Below are 18,733 nucleotides of genomic sequence, written 5' to 3' on the forward strand. Positions count from 1 at the left end.
GGGAGCGGCCTGGAACCCGTGCCGGGAGCAACCTAGAGGTGCGTCGGGGCGAACATCCGCAGGGCCGTCGGGAGGACCAGGACCGACGGGCCGGGGGCGGCGAGGCTCTTGGCGAGGTCCTCGCGGAGGGTCTCCGGGGTGGTGGTGGCCGCCGGTACGCCGAAGGAGGCGGCCAGGGCGACGAAGTCGGGGCGGGTGAGTTCGGTACCCGTCGAGCGGCCCTCGAAGGCGGAGGTCATGTACTCGCGCAGGATGCCGTAGCCGCCGTCGTCCACGATCAGCCAGGTGACGTCGAGGTCGTGCTGCCTGGCGGTGGCCAGCTCCGCGAGCGAGTACATCGCGCCGCCGTCGCCCGAGACGGCCAGGACCGGGGTGCCCGGTTCCGCGACGCAGGCGCCGAGGGCCGCCGGGAAGGCGTAGCCGAGGCCGCCCGCGCCCTGGGCCGAGTGCATGGTGTTGGGGTGTTTGGCGTCGAAGGCGGACCAGGCCCAGTAGGACAGGATCGTCATGTCCCAGAAGGACGGGGAACGGGCGGGCAGGGCGGCGCGGATCGACGTCAGGAGCCGCTGCTCCAGGGTCAGGTCCTGCTCCGCGAGTCGGGCCGCGATGGCGGACAGGACCAGGCGCACACGCTCCGGCGCCGTCGGGTCAGGGCGCTCGGACACCGTCTCCAGAAGGGCCTGGAGGGCGAGTCGGGCGTCGGCGTGGATGCCCAGGCCCGCGTGGTTGGACTCCAGCTTCCCGAGGTCCGCCTCGATCTGGACCACCCGGCCCTCGGGGAAGAAGGTGTGGTAATTCGAGGAGAGTTCGCCGAGCCCCGAGCCCACGACGAGCAGGACGTCGGCGTCCTCCAGGAAGTCCGTCATGTGGCGGTCCTCCAGCCAGGACTGGAGGGACAGCGGGTGCGTCCACGGGAAGGCGCCCTTGCCGCCGAAGGTGGTGACGACCGGGGCGTTCAGGCGTTCCGCGAGCTGCTTGAGCTTGCCGGCCGCGTCGGAGCGCACGACCCCGCCGCCCGCGATGATCACCGGGCGTTCGGCGTTCTCCAGCCAGTGCGCGGCCACGGCGGTGAGCTCCGGGCGCGGGGCGAGCTCGTGCGGGGTCGCGTCCACGCCCGTGACCTGCGGGATCAGGGTCTCGGCGCGCAGTACGTCCTCCGGGATCTCCACCCAGACGGGCCCGTGCGGGGCGGTCAGCGCCGACTCCCAGGCCTCGGCGACGACCGAGGGGATCTGGGAGGGGGTGCGGGCGATGTGGACGGACTTCACGACCTCGCGGAACGACGCGGCCTGGTCCCGCAGTTCGTGCAGGTGCCCGCGCCGGCCCCCGCCGAGGCCCGCGGTCGGGACCTGGGAGGAGATGGCCAGGACGGGCGCGGAGGCGGCCGCGGCCTCCGCGAGGGCGGGCAGGGCGGTCAGCGCGCCCGGCCCGGTGGACAGCAGCAGCGGGACGGCCTCGCCGGTGAGCCGGCCGTACGCGTCGGCGGCGAACGCCGCGTTGTTCTCGACCCGCAGCCCGACCAGCCGCAGATCGGACCGCCCCACCGCGTCGAACATCGCCAGGGCGTGCTGCCCCGGCAGCCCGAACACGGTGGTGGCGCCGAGCGAACGCAACGTCTCCACGACCAGGTCCCCGCCCGTCCGCCCCGGGGGCGGCGCGAGGGCCGCCGCCTTCTGGGCTTCGGTGGGACGGAGTACCAGGTCGTGGTCGTGCGTCACTTCGCTTACTTGCCCTTCGCCTGCGCGATCTGTCGCGACATGATCGTGGTCAGCTCGTACGCGGTGTGCGAGGCCGCGACCGAGGTGATCTCGGCGTGATCGTACGCCGGGGCGACCTCGACCACGTCGGCGGAAACGAGGTTGCAGGAGGACAGTCCGCGGATGATCTCCAGCAGCTCGCGGGAGGTCATGCCGCCCGCCTCCGGGGTGCCGGTGCCGGGGGCGTGCGCCGGGTCCAGCACGTCGATGTCGATGGAGATGTACAGCGGGCGGTCCCCGATGCGCTGGCGGAGCTGGTCGGCGACCTCGTCGGCGCCGCGCCGGTAGACGTCGGCGGAGGTCACGATGCCGAAGCCCATCTTGGCGTCGTCGGTCAGGTCCTGCTTGCCGTACAGCGGGCCGCGGGTACCGACGTGCGAGAGCGCCTCGGTGTCGAGGATGCCCTCCTCGACGGCGCGGCGGAACGGGGTGCCGTGCGTGTACTCGGCGCCGAAGTAGGTGTCCCAGGTGTCGAGGTGCGCGTCGAAGTGGAGCAGCGCGACCGGGCCGTGCTTCTTGGCGACCGAGCGGAGCAGGGGGAGGGCGATGGTGTGGTCGCCGCCGAGGGTCATCAGGCGGGAGCCGGCGCCGAGCAGTTCGTCGGCGGCGGCCTCGACCTGGTCGACGGCCTCGTTGATGTTGAAGGGGTTCACGGCGATGTCGCCGGCGTCGGCGACCTGGGCGAGCGCGAACGGGGAGGCGTCCTGCGCCGGGTTGTACGGGCGCAGCAGGCGCGAGGCCTCGCGGATGGCGTTGCCGCCGAAGCGGGCGCCCGGGCGGTAGGAGACACCGGAGTCGAAGGGCACGCCCACGACGGCCACGTCGGCCGAGCCGACCTCGTCGAGGCGGGGCAGCCGGGCGAAGGTCGCGGGGCCCGCGTAGCGCGGGATGCGGGAGGAGTCGACGGGTCCGCGCGGCTGCGTGCTCATCAGGGGGGTGCCTTCCGGAGGGGGTGTGCGGTCCTTCGAGCGTAAGCGGACATCCCGGGGTCACGAAGTGTACGTTTCATCCATCCGGACCCTTCGATCCATACGGAGTATCCATGCCGCGCCTGATGCAGGAGCAGCAGCCGCCCACCCCCGGCGTGGAGCTGGGGGCCCTGCTCGCGGACCGGGAGCTGGGGCTGCGCACGCTCGCGCCGGGTGGCGGGGGGACCACGGCCCCTTCGGCGCTCCCGACCCCCGCGGCCTCCGTGCACGCCGTCCACGCCTCGGAGATGCCGGACCCGTCCCCGTACCTGCTCGGCGGGGAACTGCTGCTGACGGCAGGCGCCTGGCTGGGCCGGGACGACGGGCCGGGGGCGGTGAGCGAAGCGGACGGCGGGGCGCGGGCCCCGGCCGACGGGGCGCCGGGCGGGGCGGAGCGGGGCGCGGCGAGCGCGCTGCGGTACGTCGAGCGGCTCGTACGGGCCGGGGTGGCCGCGCTCGGCTTCGGTGTCACCCCCGTGCACGGGACCGTGCCGCAGGGGCTGACGGACGCCTGCGCCGCGCTCGGGCTGCCGCTCGTCGAAGTCCCGCCGGGCACCCCCTTCACGGCGGTGGCCCGCGCCGTCTGGCGGCTGATGGCGCAGGCCCGTACGGCCGAGCTGCGCCGGGTCGCCGAGGCCCAGCAGTCGCTGGCGGCCGCGGCGGCGCGCCCCGACCCGGTCCCGTCGGTCCTGGCCAGGCTGGCCACCGCCCTGTCCGGGCACGCGGCCCTGGTCACCCCGGGCGCGCCCGACCGCTCCGCCGGACGAACGGTCCCCGAGCGGGCCCGGGAGGCGTTGGCGGCCCTGGCCCGCCACGTGGGCGCGCCCGGACCGGCCACCGCCACCGACCAGGCGGCCGGCTGGCACCTGTCGGTGTACGCCCTGGGACGCCGCCCGACCGGCGCCTCCACCGACCCGCCGGGCGCCGGGACCGGCGCGGGGCCGGGGCCGGGCACGGGGACCGGCGCCCCCACTCCCCCCGCCGACCCCGGCTCCCCCGCACCACAGGCCGCCTCCGCTCCCCCCGGGCCGGTGCTCGCCCTGGCGACCCCGCTGCGCGCCCCGGGCGACCAGACCATCGCCTCGATCGCCGCCGTGCTGCTGACCCTGATCACCGCCGACCGGCCCGGCGGGTCCGGCGAGGCGGCCGCCCTCACCCGGCTGCTGCTCGGCGCCACCCCCGCCCAGGCGCTCGGGCCCGGCCCGTGGACGGCGGTGCACGCCCGCGGCGGCGGCGACCCCGCCGCCTTGGCCGCCGCGCTCGGCACCCCGCTGTACGCCGCCGAGGGCACCCTCGTACGCCTCCTCACCCGGCGCGATCCCGGTCCCCGGCCGGGCTGGCGGCTCGGGGCGAGTTCGCCCGCGCCGGCCGACCCCGCGGCGCTGGCCGCCGCCGACGCGCAGGCCGCCCGCGCCCTCCAGCGCGCCGAGAGCGCCCGCGCGCCCCTGGCCCGGCACGCGGACACCGGTGTGGCCGGGCTGGTGGGCGAGGCCGAGGCCCGCGCACACGCCGAGGCGGTGCTGGCGCCGCTGAGCCCCGTGCTGCGGGAGACCCTGCGCGGCTGGCTGGCCCATCACGGCAGCTGGGACCGGACCGCGGCGGCTCTGGGCGTGCACCGCAACACGGTCCGCCAGCGCATCGCCCGCTGCGCGGCCCTGTTGGAGCGGGACCCCGACGACGCGGACGTACGGATGGAGTTGTGGTTCGCCCTGCGCTGGGCCGCCGCGCCCCCGGCGGGGTCCCCGCCGCCCGTCCCCCGGGACTGACGGCCCGGACCGGACCGAAACCGCAGCCGGGTCGTCGACCTCGACCGGGCCGACGGTCGCGACCGGACCGACGGCAGCGGCCGGGCCGACGATCGCAGCCGGAGACCCATGCCCCGGCCGGATCGGCGTTCGCGAAGGGAGCACGGGGGCAAGGGAGTTGGGATCCCGGGGGCACCTGCGCCGACGCCCCGCGCGGCAACGGGGCCGCCCCGGCTCCGGTCGCCGCACGCATACCCCGGACATACGCTGGACTCACCGGAGGCGGCGGGGGTCGCCGACCGGATCTCGTCTCGCCGATGGCCACTTGGCGCCATCGCCCCGAGCCGGCCGTGCGGCCCGTCACCGGGACCGCCCCCACGTGCGCCGGACCTTCCCGCATGCCCCCGTGCGACCAGGAGGTCGCCATGAACCACACCCGGACACACCGCCGCGCCACGGCCGCCGCCTCGGCGGTCCTGATGGCCGGAGGCCTACTGCTGGCGACGGGCACCTCGGCGACCGTCGCCGCCTCCGCGAGCCTCCCGTCGGCGGTCAGCCCGGCCGAGCAGCAGGCCATGCTCGCCCAGACGAACAGCGTCCGCCAACAGAACGACCAACCGCCCCTCAGCTGGGACGGCGGCCTCGCGAACCAGGCCCAGGATTGGGCCGACGACCCGAAGTCCTCCGAGGGAGGTGAGCTGCACCACAGCTCGCTCAACGTCGCCGAGAACATATCGAGCGTCGGACCGGACGGAGCCGTCGGCCAGTGGGCCTCGGAGAAGGCCGCTTACGACGCGGCGGGACCCGACCACGACACCAGCAGCGAGTCGTACCGGAATTGGGGCCACTACCACAACATGGTCCAGCCCAACTACACGAAGATGGGCTGCGGCGCGAGGAGCGAAGCGGAAGTCCAGGGCGGCTGGGTCACCGTGTGCCACTACTCCTGACCCACCGACCGCCGCCCACCCGACCGCCGCCCACCCGACCGGCGGCCCCCTCGGCCAGGGCGACGCGGGATCGCGACCGAACCGCACGCACCCACGCACCCCCTCCGATCCCCCCCCGTTCGACCGATCGCGCGCAGCGCCCGGCAGACCCGTGCCGGGCGCTGTGCGCCGCACGACGGACCACCTCTCTGGACGGATGGACAACTCGCCGGTAACTTTGTATGAGCAAGCGCTTAGACATAAGCGGCGGACCGCCGCGACGAAGGGAGTCCGGCCGTGCGCCGTACCGTTTTCAACGAGGACCACGAGGCGTTCCGCGAGACCATCCGGGACTTCATCGAGACCGAGGTCGTGCCGGTCTACGACGACTGGTTCCAGGCCGGTCAGGCACCCCGCGAGTTCTACTACAAGCTCGGTGAGCTGGGCATCTTCGGCATCAACGTGCCCGAGGAGTTCGGTGGCGCGGGCCTGGACACCCACAAGTTCGAGGCCGTCCTCTACGAGGAGACCTCCCGCGCGGGCGTCAACTTCGGCGGCTCCGGCGTGCACGTGCTGCTCGCCCTGCCCTACATCAAGATGCTGGCCGACGACGAGCAGAAGAAGCGCTTCCTGCCGAAGTTCGTCACCGGCGAGGAGATGTGGGCGCTGGCGATGACCGAGCCCGGCACCGGCTCCGACGTCGCGGGCATGAAGACCACCGCGAAGCTCTCCGAGGACGGCACGCACTACGTCCTGAACGGCTCCAAGACCTTCATCACCGGTGGCGTGCACGCCGACCGGGTGATCGTCTGCGCCCGTACCTCCTCCCCGCGCGAGGACGACCGTCGCTTCGGCATCTCCCTCTTCGCCGTGGACACCAAGTCCGCGGGCTACTCGATCGGCCGCAAGCTCGACAAGCTGGGCCTGCGCACCTCCGACACCGCCGAGCTGGCGTTCGTCGACGTGAAGGTCCCGGTCGAGGACCTGATGGGCGAGGAGAACAAGGGCTTCTACTACCTCGGCGCGAACCTACCCTCCGAGCGCTGGGGCATCGCCTTCGGCGCGTACGCCCAGGCCAAGGCCGCCGTCCGGTTCGCCCAGCAGTACGTGACGGACCGCACCGTCTTCGGCAAGCCGGTCGCGCACTTCCAGAACACCAAGTTCGAACTGGCCTCCTGCCAGGCCGAGGTGGACGCGGCCGAGGCCGTCGCCGACCGCGCCCTGGAGGCCCTGGACGCCGGTGAGCTGACCGCCGCCGAGGCCGCGTCCGCGAAGCTGTTCACGACCGAGGTCGCGCACCGCGTCATCGACAAGTGCCTCCAGCTGCACGGCGGTTACGGCTACATGAACGAGTACCCGATCGCCCGCCTGTACGCCGACAACCGCGTGAACCGCATCTACGGCGGCACCAGCGAGGTCATGAAGTCCATCATCGCCAAGTCCATGGGCCTGTAGGGGATTCCGGACCCCTCGCGGGACCTACCCTTCCCCCCATGAACGAGGCTCTGACGACGCTCCTCGATCTGCTCGACCTGGAGCAGATCGAGGAGAACATCTTCCGCGGTACCAGCCGTTCGGCGCTGGTACCGCGCGTCTTCGGCGGACAGGTCGCGGCCCAGGCGCTGGTCGCGGCCGGTCGGACCGTGCCCGAGGACCGCACCGCGCACTCGCTGCACTCGTACTTCCTGCGCGCCGGCGACCCCGGCGCGCCCATCGTGTACTCGGTGGACCGGATCCGCGACGGGCACTCCTTCACCACCCGCCGGGTGGTGGCCGTCCAGCACGGCCAGCCGATCTTCCACCTCTCCGCGTCGTTCCAGACGTACGAGGAGGGGCTGGACCACCAGACGGCGATGCCGGACGCCCCCGATCCCGAGACCCTGCCCACCGCCGCCGAGGCCCTGCCCGCGTACCGGGGCGTCTTCCGCGACCCGGACACGGTGGAGCGGCTGATCGAGGCACGGGGCGCGGTGGACCTCCGGTACGCGACGACCCCTCCGTGGGGCAGTGTCGGGCAGCCGGTCGAACCGCGCTCGCAGGTGTGGTTCCGCACCGCCGGGAAGCTGGAGAGCGACGACGCCCTGCTGCACACCTGCCTGGCCACCTACGTCTCGGACATGACCCTGCTCGACTCGGTGCTGCTCGCGCACGGCCGGGGCGGCTGGGCCGTCGGCGACGTGGTGGGTGCCTCGCTGGACCACGCGATGTGGTTCCACCGGCCGTTCCGCGCCGACGAGTGGCTGCTGTACGACCAGGAGTCCCCCTCGGCCGCCGCCGGCCGGGGTCTGGGGCAGGCCCGTATCTGGACCCAGGACGGGCGGCTGGCCGTCACCGTCATCCAGGAGGGCGTGGTGCGCGTCCCGCGCGGCTGAGTCCGCGTCCCGCGCGGGCGAACGAACGGGCCGGCGGACGGGCGGGCTGGACCGAGGCGCGGCCCCGTTTCCTCAGTCCCACCAGAACCCCCAGGTCCGCGCGCCGACAACGGCCTCGTCCGCGTAGGCGTGCACGCTGCCGGAGCCCTGCCAGACGTTGTCGGGGCAGAACGCGAAGTGCTCGGCGGCGACGGGGAGGGCGGCGGCCCGCGTCGCGGGCGGGGCGGCCACCGAGAGGTGGAGTTCGTCGAAGCCGAGGGCGAGGACGCGGGCGCCGTAGCGGTCTTCCCAGGAGCGCAGGACGGTGCTGACGCGAGCCGTGTCGTTCTCGTGGTTCAGCGGGCCGCGCCACCCCATCGCCGTGGGCGCGTCCGCCCCCCGGGCCGCCGGTATCAGGGCGAGTCGGGGGCTCGGCAGGACGCCCTCCCGGATCAGCTCGTCGGCCCGGGCGACGGCCTGTTCCTCCGGGTCCCCGTCCGGGACCCCGGGCTCGGCGAGCCCCGGCCACTCCCGGCCGAAGGGCGCGATCAGCTCCGCGCCCTCGGCTCCCTCCTCGGGGTCGGGGACCACCCCGGCCCAGTACGCGCGCAGGACCGGCTCCACGTGGTGGTCGTCGGGTGCGGACATCTCGCGGGGCCGCAGCTCGCCGCGGGTCCACCAGCTCTCCAGGCCGCGGCGGCCCTGGAACAGCACCGCCTGGAGGCCGGCCGCCCCTGCCGGGCCGCGGTGGACGGCGAGCGCTCCGGGGCCCACGGGCTCGTCGGAGACCCACACGAGCGGGGACCGGCGCGCGAACCGGCGGCCGGGCCCGTCGATCAGCGTGCCGGGCGGCAACGCGAGCCCCAGGGAGCGGCCTTGCGGGTCGGCGGCCAACACGGACAGCGGGTTCGGCGTCTTGGTCATGGGGGCGACCGTAGGCGCCGACACTGACAACGCCCGTCCGTCCGGGCGCCGTTGCCGGTCGGGGCGAAAGGGACGGCCTACGCCTTGAGCTTGGCCCAGATCGCGCCGAGCGCGGCGATGTCCGCGTCGTCGAGCCGGTCGTCGAAGACCTCGGCGAGGGCCTCGCGGCGGGTGGCGTCCGCCTCCCGGAAGGCGCGCCGGCCCGCGTCGGTCAGGGCGATCCGCACGGAGCGCGCGTCGGTCGGGGAGGGTATCCGCTCGACGAGGCCGCGCGCCTGGAGCGAGTCGGCGACCCGGGAGACCTGGCTGCGACTGAGCAGGGTCCTGGCCCCCAGCTCGGAGGAGGCGACCGGCTCCTGCTGGGCGTGGAGCCACAGCATCACCTCGAACCACGAGAGCGGCAGGTCGTGCCGGCGGGTGAGGGCCTGGTCGACCCGGGCGGTGAGGGTGGTGCCGGCCCAGACCAGGCCGTAGAAGGCGTGGTCGCGGGGGGTGAGTCCGCCCATGGAGAGCTCGTTGTGCGCCATGTCGAGGAGCCTACCTAATTGCGTGCACACGCACACATGGCTAATGTGTGTGTGCACGCACAGAAATACGGAAACCCTCAGGAGACCCCCATGTCCGCCACCCCCACCCCCACCGGCCCCAAGGTCGTCCTCATCACCGGCACCTCCACCGGCATCGGTCTGGCCGCCGCGGTCGCCGCCGCCCGCGCGGGCCTGCACACCGTCGCCACCATGCGCGACACCGGCCGTGCCGACGCCCTGCTGGAGGCGGCCGACGAAGCCGGCGTCCGCGACCTGATCCAGGTCAAGCCGCTCGACGTGACGGACGCCGACTCCGTGGCCCGCTGCGTGGCCGAGGTCGTCGCCGAACACGGACGGCTCGACGCGGTGGTGAACAACGCGGGCGCCGGGTTCGTCGGCACGATCGAACAGCACGGCATGGAGCCGGTCCGGGCCGCGATGGAGGTCAACTACTTCGGCGTCGTCGAGGTCACCCGGGCGGCGCTCCCCCACCTGCGCGCCTCGGGCGGCCGGGTCATCACGGTGACGAGCGTCGGCGGCATGATCGGCCAGCCGTTCAACGAGGCCTACTGCGCGGCCAAGTTCGCCGTCGAGGGCTTCATGGAGTCGCTCGCCCCGGTCGTCGCCACCACCGGCGTCCAGGTGGCCGTCGTCGAACCGGGCGCCGTCACCAGCGAGTTCGTCGCCACCATCGGGGTCGACGTACCGACCCTGCTCACCGAGGCCGGACCGTACGCCCCCGCGCTCCAGGCCTACCTCGGGCGCACCTCACAGGCCTACGACCACGCCCAGACCTCGGCCGAGGCCGCCGCCCCCGTCGTCGAGGCGCTGACCGCGGAGCGGATGCCGTTCCGGGTGCAGACCTCCGACTGGGCGCGGGACTTCGTCGGCATCAAGCTGGCGGACCTCGACGGTTCGGCCGTCCAGGACTTCACCGGCGGTTGGCTGAAGTGACCACACCCGCGGCGCGGCCCTCGCGGCCCGACCCGTCGGGCGGGGCGCACGCCCCGGCCGACGCCGGCGGCCCTCAGGCCAGGCCCGCGGCGTCCAGCAGGTAGGCCACCATGGGGTCGTAGTGGCGTGGGTCCCGGACGTGGTCGTCGAGCGGGATCGCGATCTGGAGGGTGCCCTCCGCCTCGGCGAGGAACAGGGCGGGGTCGTTGCAGTCCGCGTAGCCCACCGCGTCCAGGCCCCGCTGCGCCGCGCAGCCCGCCCAGCCGTGGTCGGCCAGGACCAGGTCCGGCTGGGGGCGTCCCTCGGCCGCCAGCCCGTCCAGGATCGCGGCCATGGGCTCCGGCGAGTGGGTGTGCCACAGGGTCGCGCCCCGCTCCAGCACGGCGACGTCGGCGAACTGCCACACGGAGCACTCGTCCGCGACCAGCCCGCGCGGGATGACCACGATCTCGCAACCGGCCGCCCGCAGGGCCTCGCCGGTCGCCCGGTGGACGTCCAGGAGGCCGCCGGGGTGCCCGGTGGCCAGCAGGACGCTCTGCCGGTCCAGCGCGGCCTTGCGCAGTCGGGCCGCGAGCCGGTCCAGGGCGGCGACCGTCAGTTCCGGGTCGATGGTGTCCTGGCCGTGGCGGTGGGTCGCGTCGTCGACCACTCCGCAGCGTTCCGCCATCACGGCGAGCACGTCCTGCTCGTCGGCCCAGCGGTCGCCGAGTTCCAGGCCCAGCCAGTAGTGGCGGTCGCCGTTGGCGAGCTTGCGGTAGTGCGACAGGTTGTTCTCGCGCGAGGTGGCGACGTCACCCGCGATCCGCGTGCGGACCAGGTGGTCGAGGAGTTCGGCGCGGCTCGGCGCTTGAGAGGACTGGGCGGGCGTCTCTATCGGCTTCGGCATACGGCCCATTCTGCCGTCGCGTGCCGTCACGCGCCGGAACCATTTCGACCCGCGGATGCCGGGCGTCACCCCGACAGCGCCCCGAAGGCGCCGTTGGCGAGCCGCCGCAGCAGGGACTCGGTGGCCTCCCGGCCCAGCGCCGCCAGGTGCGGGGTGGAGTTCAGCAGGCCGAAGACCGCGTGCACGGAGACCCGTACCTGCGCCTCCCCCACCTCGGGGTGCAGCTCGCGCACGACCTGCACCCACAGCTCGACGTACTGGCGCTGCAACTGTCGTACGAGCTTGCGGTCGGCCTCCCGCAGCCGGTCCAGCTCCCGGTCGTGCAGGGTGATCAGCGCCCGGTCGTCGAGCGCGAAGTCGATGTGGCCCTCGACGAGGGAGGCCAGCAGCGCCGTCGGGTCGCCGGCCGCCTCCTCGGCGCGCCGCCGGCCGCCCGTGAGCAGCCGCTCGCTGATCCCGACGAGCAGTTCGGCGAGCATGGCGTCCTTGCCGGCGAAGTGCCGGTACAGGCCGGGGCCGCTGATGCCCACCGCGGCCCCTATCTCGTCCACTCCGACGCCGTGGAAGCCGCGCTCGGCGAAGAGACGAGCGGCCTCACTGAGGATCTGCTCGCGACGGGTCGGGGCGGCCGCTCTGGTGCTCATGGGAAACCATTCTAGACAGGGCCGTTAGCGCTCGTTAACCTAAGGCCCATACGCGTTAACGACCATTAACCGCGTGCACCGAGCAAGGGAGCTCGACCGATGCAGCAGGCACCAGTGCTGACGAGCGCCGCGGACCCGGCGTCCGAGGCCTGGCGGACCAACGAGGCCGCCCACCGCGAACTCGCCGAGGGCCTGCGCGCCCGGCTGGAGGCGGCCCGCCTGGGCGGCGGGGAGCGGGCCCGCGCCCGCCACACCGCCCGCGGGAAGCTGCTTCCCCGCGACCGCGTGGACGCCCTCCTCGACCCCGGATCGCCCTTCCTGGAGCTGGCCCCGCTGGCCGCCGAGGGCATGTACGGGGGCGCGGCCCCGGCCGCCGGGGTCATCGCGGGCATCGGCCGGGTCAGTGGCCGCGAGTGCGTCATCGTCGCGAACGACGCCACCGTCAAGGGCGGCACCTACTACCCGATGACCGTCAAGAAGCACCTCCGCGCCCAGGAGGTGGCTTTGGAGAATCGTCTCCCCTGCCTCTACCTGGTCGACTCCGGCGGCGCCTTCCTGCCCATGCAGGACGAGGTCTTCCCCGACCGGGAGCACTTCGGCCGCATCTTCTACAACCAGGCCCGCATGTCCGGCGCCGGCATCCCGCAGATCGCGGCCGTGCTCGGCTCCTGCACCGCCGGCGGGGCGTACGTCCCGGCCATGAGCGACGAGGCCGTCATCGTGCGCGGCCAGGGCACGATCTTCCTCGGCGGCCCGCCGCTGGTGAAGGCCGCGACGGGCGAGGTCGTCACGGCCGAGGAGCTCGGCGGCGGCGAGGTCCACTCCCGGATCTCGGGCGTCACCGACCACCTCGCGGAGGACGACGCGCACGCGCTGCGGATCGTACGGAACATCGTGGCGACGCTGCCCGACCGCGCGGCCCTGCCCTGGTCGGTGGAGGCTCCCGAGGAGCCGAAGGTGGACCCGTACGGCCTGTACGGCGCGGTGCCGGTCGACTCCCGCACCCCCTACGACGCCCGCGAGGTCATCGCCCGGGTCGTGGACGGGTCCCGCTTCCAGGAGTTCAAGGCGGAGTTCGGGCAGACGCTGGTCACCGGGTTCGCCCGGATCCACGGACACCCGGTCGGCATCATCGCCAACAACGGCATCCTCTTCTCCGAGTCCGCCCAGAAGGGCGCGCACTTCATCGAGCTGTGCGACCAGCGCGGGATCCCTCTCCTCTTCCTCCAGAACATCTCGGGGTTCATGGTCGGCCGGGACTACGAGGCCGGCGGCATCGCCAAGCACGGCGCCAAGATGGTGACGGCCGTGGCGTGCGCCCGGGTCCCGAAGTTGACGGTGGTCGTCGGCGGTTCCTACGGGGCGGGCAACTACTCGATGTGCGGCCGGGCCTACTCGCCGCGCTTCCTGTGGATGTGGCCGAACGCGAAGATCTCGGTGATGGGCGGCGAGCAGGCGGCCTCCGTGCTGGCCACCGTCAAGCGGGACCAGATCGAGGGCGCGGGCCAGGACTGGCCGGCCGAGGACGAGGAGGCCTTCAAGGCACCGGTCCGCGCGCAGTACGAGGAACAGGGCAACGCCTACTACGCCACCGCCCGTCTCTGGGACGACGGGGTCATCGACCCCATGGAGACCCGGCAGGTGCTCGGGCTGGCCCTGACCGCGTGCGCGAACGCCCCCTTGGGCGACTCCGCTTTCGGCATCTTCCGCATGTGACGTGAGGACCTCTTCGATGTTCAGCACTGTTCTGGTCGCGAACCGCGGCGAGATCGCGGTCCGGGTCATCCGCACCCTGCGGGAGCTCGGCATCCGCTCCGTGGCCGTCTTCAGCGACGCCGACGCGGACGCCCGCCACGTACGGGAGGCCGACACGGCCGTCCGGATCGGTCCGGAGGCGGCCGCCGAGAGCTACCTGTCGGTGGAGCGGCTCCTGGACGCGGCCCGCCGCACCGGCGCCGAGGCGGTCCACCCCGGGTACGGCTTCCTCGCGGAGAACGCCGCCTTCGCGGCGGCCTGCGCGGAGGCCGGGCTGGCCTTCATCGGGCCCCCGGCGAGCGCGATCTCCCTGATGGGCGACAAGATCCGGGCGAAGGAGACGGTGAAGGAGGCGGGCGTTCCCGTCGTCCCCGGCTCCTCCGGCAGCGGCCTCACCGACGCCGAACTGGTCTCCGCCGCCGAGAAGATCGGCATGCCGGTGCTGCTGAAGCCCTCCGCGGGCGGCGGCGGCAAGGGCATGCGGCTGGTCCGCGACGCGGAGCTGCTCGGCGAGGAGATCGCCGCGGCGCGGCGCGAGGCCCGGTCCTCCTTCGGTGACGACACCCTGCTCGTCGAGCGGTGGGTGGACCGGCCGCGGCACATCGAGATCCAGGTGCTGGCGGACGCGCACGGCAACGTGGTGCACCTGGGCGAGCGGGAGTGCTCGCTCCAGCGGCGCCACCAGAAGGTCGTCGAGGAGGCCCCGTCGGTCCTGCTGACGCCGCAGCTGCGGGCGTCGATGGGAGCGGCGGCCGTGGAGGCGGCCCGTTCCTGCGGGTACGTCGGCGCGGGCACCGTGGAGTTCATCGTGCCGGGCGGCGACCCGTCCTCGTACTACTTCATGGAGATGAACACCCGCCTCCAGGTGGAGCACCCGGTGACGGAGCTGATCACCGGACTGGACCTGGTCGAACAACAACTGCGGGTCGCGGCGGGGGCTCCCCTCGGGTTCGGGCAGGAGGACGTGACCCTGACCGGCCACGCCATCGAGGCCCGCGTCTGCGCCGAGGACCCGGCCCGCGGGTTCCTGCCCTCGGGCGGTACGGTCCTGGCCCTGTCGGAGCCGTCCGGCGGGGCGGTGCGCACCGACTCGGGTCTGACGGCCGGCGTGCCGGTGGGCTCCGCCTACGACCCGATGCTGTCCAAGGTCATCGCGTACGGGCCGGACCGCGCGAGCGCCCTGCGGTTGCTGCGGGGGGCCCTCGCGGACACCGTGATCCTGGGCGTCCAGACCAACGCCGGTTTCCTGCGGCGGCTGCTGGCGCACCCCGACGTGGTGTCGGGCGACCTCGACACCGGGCTGGTCGAGCGCGACCTCGCGTCGCTGCTCCCGGAGGGGATCCCGGACGAGGTGTACGCGGCGGCGGCGTTGCTCGCCGAGGAGCCCCTGCCTGCGCGGCCGGGAGGGTGGGTGGACCCGTTCGACGCCGCCGACGGCTGGCGCCTGGGCGGCACCCCCGCCTGGACGGTCCACCACCTGCGCCTGCCCGGCCAGGACCCGGTGGAGGTCCGCACCCGCCCGGCCGGGCGGGACACGGAGATCCTCCCCGGGAGTTCCGGTACACCGGCCCGCGGCCGGATCGTGGCCCGGACCCCCGACGCGGTCACGGTGGAACTCGACGGCGTCACCCACCGCTTCAGCCACGCCGCGTCCCCGGAGGGCACCTGGCTCGGCCGCGACGGCGACTCCTGGCACCTCCAGCGCCACGACCCCGTCGCCGCGGCGCTCACCGGCCGCGGCCACGGCGGCGCGGGCACGCTGGCCGCCCCGATGCCCGGCACCGTCACCGTCGTGAAGGTGGCCGTCGGGGACCGGGTGGCGGCCGGTCAGAGCCTGCTCGTGGTGGAGGCGATGAAGATGGAGCACGTCATCTCCGCCCCGCACGCCGGCACGGTCACCGAACTCGACGTGACGCCCGGCACCACCGTCGCCATGGACCAGATCCTGGCCGTGGTCACCCCGGAGGAAGAGGAGGGCGGCGAGTGAACGGCCTGCCCATGACGGTCCCCGATCCCGGGCTGCCGACCCGCGTCCGCATCCACGAGGTGGGCGCCCGCGACGGACTCCAGAACGAGAAGACGCCCGTACCGACGGAGGTGAAGGCCGAGTTCGTCCACCGGCTCGCCGCGGCCGGCCTCACCACCATCGAGGCCACCAGCTTCGTCCACCCCAAGTGGGTGCCCCAGCTCGCCGACGCGGAACAGCTCTTCCCGTTGCTCTCCGACGTGTCCGCGGACCTGCCCGTCCTCGTCCCCAACGAGCGCGGCCTGGACCGCGCGCTCGCCCTCGGGGCCGATCGGATCGCGGTGTTCGGTTCCGCGACGGAGACCTTCGCGGCCCGCAACCTCAACCGCACCGTCGCCGAGTCCCTGGCCATGTTCGAGCCCGTGGTGGCCCGGGCGAAGGAACGGGGCGCCCATGTGCGCGGATACCTCTCCATGTGCTTCGGCGACCCCTGGGAGGGCGCCGTGCCCATCCCGCAGGTGGTCTCCGTGGCCAAGGCCCTGCTGGACCTCGGCTGCGACGAACTGAGTCTCGGCGACACCATCGGCGTCGCCACCCCGGGCCATGTCGGGGCCCTCCTCGACGGACTCGACGAGGTGGGCGTGGAGACCGATCGGATCGGTGTGCACTTCCACGACACCTACGGCCAGGCCCTCTCCAACACCCTCGCCGCGCTCCGGCACGGCGTGACCACGGTCGACGCCTCCGCCGGCGGCCTCGGCGGCTGCCCGTACGCGAAGAGCGCCACCGGCAACCTGGCCACCGAGGACCTCGTGTGGATGCTCGACGGCCTCGGCATCGAGACCGGGGTCGACCTGGCCGCCCTCACCGCCACGAGCGTGTGGATGGCCGAGCGGTTGGGGCGCCCCAGCCCCTCCCGTACCGTCCGCGCCCTCTCCCACAAGGAGTAACGAAGACATGTCCCTCGACCACCGGCTCACCCCCGAGCACGAGGAACTCCGCCGCACCGTCGAGGCCTTCGCGCACGACGTCGTCGCCCCCAAGATCGGCGACCTGTACGAGCGGCACGAGTTCCCGTACGAGATCGTCCGCGAGATGGGCCGCATGGGCCTGTTCGGCCTGCCCTTCCCGGAGGAGTACGGCGGCATGGGCGGCGACTACCTCGCCCTCGGCATCGCCCTGGAGGAGCTGGCCCGCGTCGACTCCTCGGTCGCCATCACCCTGGAGGCCGGCGTCTCGCTCGGCGCCATGCCGATCCACCTGTTCGGCACCGAGGAGCAGAAGCGGGAGTGGCTGCCGAGGATGTGCTCCGGCGAGGTGCTGGGCGCCTTCGGTCTGACCGAGCCGGACGGCGGCTCGGACGCGGGCGGCACCCGCACGACGGCCGTCAAGGACGGTGACCAGTGGGTGATCAACGGTTCGAAGTGCTTCATCACCAACTCCGGTACGGACATCACCGGGTTGGTCACGGTCACCGCGGTGACCGGGCGCAAGGCGGACGGCCGGCCCGAGATCTCCTCGATCATCGTGCCGTCCGGAACACCCGGCTTCACGGTGGCGGCCCCGTACTCCAAGGTCGGCTGGAACTCCTCCGACACCCGTGAACTGTCCTTCCAGGACGTGCGGGTGCCCCTGGCCAACCTGGTCGGCCAGGAGGGCCGCGGCTACGCCCAGTTCCTGCGGATCCTCGACGAGGGCCGCATCGCCATCTCCGCGCTCGCCACGGGCCTGGCCCAGGGCTGTGTCGACGAGTCGGTGAAGTACGCCAAGGAGCGCAAGGCCTTCGGCCGGCCCATCGGCGACAACCAGGCCATCCAGTTCAAGCTGGCGGACATGGAGATGCGCGCCCACATGGCTCGTGTCGGCTGGCGGGACGCGGCCTCGCGGCTGGTGGCCGGCGAGCCGTTCAAGAAGGAGGCGGCCATCGCCAAGCTGTACTCCTCCACGGTCGCCGTCGACAACGCCCGTGAGGCCACGCAGATCCACGGCGGCTACGGGTTCATGAACGAGTACCCGGTGGCCCGCATGTGGCGGGACTCCAAGATCCTGGAGATCGGCGAGGGCACCAGCGAGGTGCAGCGCATGCTGATCGCCCGCGAACTGGGCTTCGCCGGCTGACCGGTGGCCGACCGAAAGGTCGGCCGAGGAGCAGTTCACCCGAGGGGGCCCGGAGAAAGATTAGGGCCCCCTTACCGTTTTCGGCCAAGGTTAGGCTAACCTTCCCTCCGAACGGCCCAGTGGCCGCCCGGCACGCACGAAAGCGGACATCGACATGCCCAAGTCCCGATCCTCCCTCCTCACCCGCCGCGGTCTCATCGCGGCCGGCGGTGCCCTGAGCCTCGTCGCGGCGCTCTCCGCGTGCGGCGGCACCGACAAGGCGAAGGACGGGGCCGGCGAGGCGGACAAGACCGCTGCGGCCTCGGGCCCCTGGACCTTCAAGGACGACCTCGGCAAGGACGTCTCCACGAAGGCCGCCCCGAAGAACGTCGTCGCCTTCACCGGCACCGCCGCCGCCCTTTACGACTACGGCGTGAGCGTCAAGGGCGTCTTCGGCCCGACCAAGACCGCCGACGGCAAGCCCGACGTCCAGGCCGGCTCGATGGACATATCCAAGGTCGAGGTCCTCGGCAACGTCTACGACGAGTTCAACGTCGAGAAGTACGCGGCCCTCCAGCCCGACCTGCTGGTCACCAACTCCTGGGACGGCTCGTACTGGTACGTCCCGGAGGCCTCCAAGGACAAGATCCTGAAGCTGGCCCCGGCCGCCGCGATCAAGGTCGGCGGCGACGTCAGCATGGACAAGGCGCTGGCCCGCACCGCGGACCTCGCCAAGTCCCTCGGCGCCGACATGAACGCCAAGAAGGCCGTGGACGCCAAGGCCCGCTTCGAGGCCGCCTCCGCCAAGGTCCGCGAGGCCACCAAGGCGAACCCGGGCATCAAGGTGCTCGTCGGTTCCGGCGCGGCCGACCTGTTCTACGTCTCCACCCCGAAGACCTCCGCCGACCTGAAGTACTTCGAGTCGCTCGGCGTCGAGTTCGTCGCCCCGGAGAAGCTGGACGAGGGCGGCTTCTTCGAGAGCCTCAGCTGGGAGAACGCCGGCAAGTACAAGGCCGACGTCATCCTGCTCGACAACCGCACCGGCACCCTGCAGCCGAAGGACCTGGCGGCCAAGCCGACCTGGGCCGAGATGCCCGCAGTCAAGGCCGGTCAGATCACCCCGCGCGTGACCGAGCCGATCTTCTCGTACGAGAAGTGCGCGCAGCTGCTGGAGGACCTGGCGAAGTCCATCCAGGGCGCCAAGAAGGTCAGCTGACCCCCGGCGCCCCC

16 protein-coding genes are annotated in these 18,733 nt (G+C 73.3%); 10 read left to right on the forward strand and 6 right to left on the reverse strand.

Annotated features, from left to right (window positions below):
- Positions 1-32: 32 nt before the first annotated feature.
- Together OHA84_RS14220 and speB are read right to left on the reverse strand one after the other, a co-directional pair.
- Positions 33-1,718, reverse strand: coding sequence for a thiamine pyrophosphate-binding protein (locus tag OHA84_RS14220; RefSeq protein WP_266971429.1), 1,686 nt, complete (start codon positions 1,716-1,718; stop codon positions 33-35).
- Between the two features lie 5 nt (positions 1,719-1,723).
- Complete coding sequence (gene speB / locus OHA84_RS14225; protein ID WP_053674744.1) at positions 1,724-2,686, reverse strand: agmatinase; 963 nt, start codon at positions 2,684-2,686, stop codon at positions 1,724-1,726.
- A gap of 113 nt (positions 2,687-2,799) precedes the next feature.
- Between speB and OHA84_RS14230 the strand changes: the two genes are divergently transcribed.
- The 4 genes from OHA84_RS14230 to OHA84_RS14245 all read left to right on the forward strand — a co-directional run bounded on the left by OHA84_RS14230 (position 2,800) and on the right by OHA84_RS14245 (position 7,771).
- On the forward strand, positions 2,800-4,491 hold the full coding sequence (locus tag OHA84_RS14230; RefSeq protein WP_266971427.1) for a PucR family transcriptional regulator: 1,692 nt from the start codon (positions 2,800-2,802) through the stop codon (positions 4,489-4,491).
- 404 nt (positions 4,492-4,895) lie between these two features.
- Complete coding sequence (locus OHA84_RS14235) at positions 4,896-5,420, forward strand: CAP domain-containing protein (protein WP_053674741.1); 525 nt, start codon at positions 4,896-4,898, stop codon at positions 5,418-5,420.
- A 276-nt stretch (positions 5,421-5,696) separates the two neighbouring features.
- Complete coding sequence (locus OHA84_RS14240; protein ID WP_053674738.1) at positions 5,697-6,854, forward strand: acyl-CoA dehydrogenase family protein; 1,158 nt, start codon at positions 5,697-5,699, stop codon at positions 6,852-6,854.
- A 38-nt stretch (positions 6,855-6,892) separates the two neighbouring features.
- The gene (locus tag OHA84_RS14245; protein ID WP_266971424.1) at positions 6,893-7,771 is read left to right on the forward strand and encodes an acyl-CoA thioesterase II; all 879 of its coding nucleotides are present in this window, start codon (positions 6,893-6,895) and stop codon (positions 7,769-7,771) included.
- A gap of 72 nt (positions 7,772-7,843) precedes the next feature.
- Here OHA84_RS14245 and OHA84_RS14250 read toward each other — a convergent pair whose 3' ends face one another.
- Entirely contained in the window at positions 7,844-8,674 is an 831-nt protein-coding gene (locus OHA84_RS14250) for a DUF4253 domain-containing protein (protein ID WP_266947560.1), read from the reverse strand.
- A gap of 77 nt (positions 8,675-8,751) precedes the next feature.
- Positions 8,752-9,201, reverse strand: a complete 450-nt coding sequence (locus tag OHA84_RS14255) for a MarR family winged helix-turn-helix transcriptional regulator (RefSeq protein WP_053674732.1) — start codon at positions 9,199-9,201, stop codon at positions 8,752-8,754.
- Between the two features lie 90 nt (positions 9,202-9,291).
- Here OHA84_RS14255 and OHA84_RS14260 point away from each other — a divergent pair, with 90 nt between their 5' ends.
- Positions 9,292-10,155 (forward strand): SDR family NAD(P)-dependent oxidoreductase, encoded by an 864-nt coding sequence (locus tag OHA84_RS14260; RefSeq protein ID WP_266971421.1) that lies wholly within the window; start codon positions 9,292-9,294, stop codon positions 10,153-10,155.
- Between the two features lie 73 nt (positions 10,156-10,228).
- Here OHA84_RS14260 and OHA84_RS14265 read toward each other — a convergent pair whose 3' ends face one another.
- The gene (locus tag OHA84_RS14265) at positions 10,229-11,050 is read right to left on the reverse strand and encodes a phosphatase (protein WP_053674728.1); all 822 of its coding nucleotides are present in this window, start codon (positions 11,048-11,050) and stop codon (positions 10,229-10,231) included.
- Positions 11,051-11,106: 56 nt separating this feature from the next.
- A complete protein-coding gene (locus OHA84_RS14270) occupies positions 11,107-11,685 on the reverse strand; it encodes a TetR/AcrR family transcriptional regulator (protein WP_053674726.1) in 579 nt (192 codons plus the stop codon).
- Positions 11,686-11,784: 99 nt separating this feature from the next.
- Between OHA84_RS14270 and OHA84_RS14275 the strand changes: the two genes are divergently transcribed.
- The 5 genes from OHA84_RS14275 (at position 11,785) to OHA84_RS14295 (ending at position 18,719) form a co-directional block, all read left to right on the forward strand.
- Positions 11,785-13,401, forward strand: coding sequence for a carboxyl transferase domain-containing protein (locus tag OHA84_RS14275; RefSeq protein ID WP_053674723.1), 1,617 nt, complete (start codon positions 11,785-11,787; stop codon positions 13,399-13,401).
- A 16-nt stretch (positions 13,402-13,417) separates the two neighbouring features.
- A complete protein-coding gene (locus OHA84_RS14280; protein WP_266947561.1) occupies positions 13,418-15,427 on the forward strand; it encodes a biotin carboxylase N-terminal domain-containing protein in 2,010 nt (669 codons plus the stop codon).
- 11 nt (positions 15,428-15,438) lie between these two features.
- Complete coding sequence (locus OHA84_RS14285) at positions 15,439-16,356, forward strand: hydroxymethylglutaryl-CoA lyase (protein ID WP_266950603.1); 918 nt, start codon at positions 15,439-15,441, stop codon at positions 16,354-16,356.
- 7 nt (positions 16,357-16,363) lie between these two features.
- On the forward strand, positions 16,364-17,524 hold the full coding sequence (locus OHA84_RS14290; protein ID WP_053674720.1) for an acyl-CoA dehydrogenase family protein: 1,161 nt from the start codon (positions 16,364-16,366) through the stop codon (positions 17,522-17,524).
- A gap of 154 nt (positions 17,525-17,678) precedes the next feature.
- On the forward strand, positions 17,679-18,719 hold the full coding sequence (locus OHA84_RS14295) for an ABC transporter substrate-binding protein (protein ID WP_266947562.1): 1,041 nt from the start codon (positions 17,679-17,681) through the stop codon (positions 18,717-18,719).
- Positions 18,720-18,733: the final 14 nt, after the last annotated feature.

Origin of the sequence: Streptomyces sp. NBC_00513 (assembly GCF_041431415.1) — a bacterium.
Classification (GTDB): Bacteria; Actinomycetota; Actinomycetes; order Streptomycetales; family Streptomycetaceae; genus Streptomyces.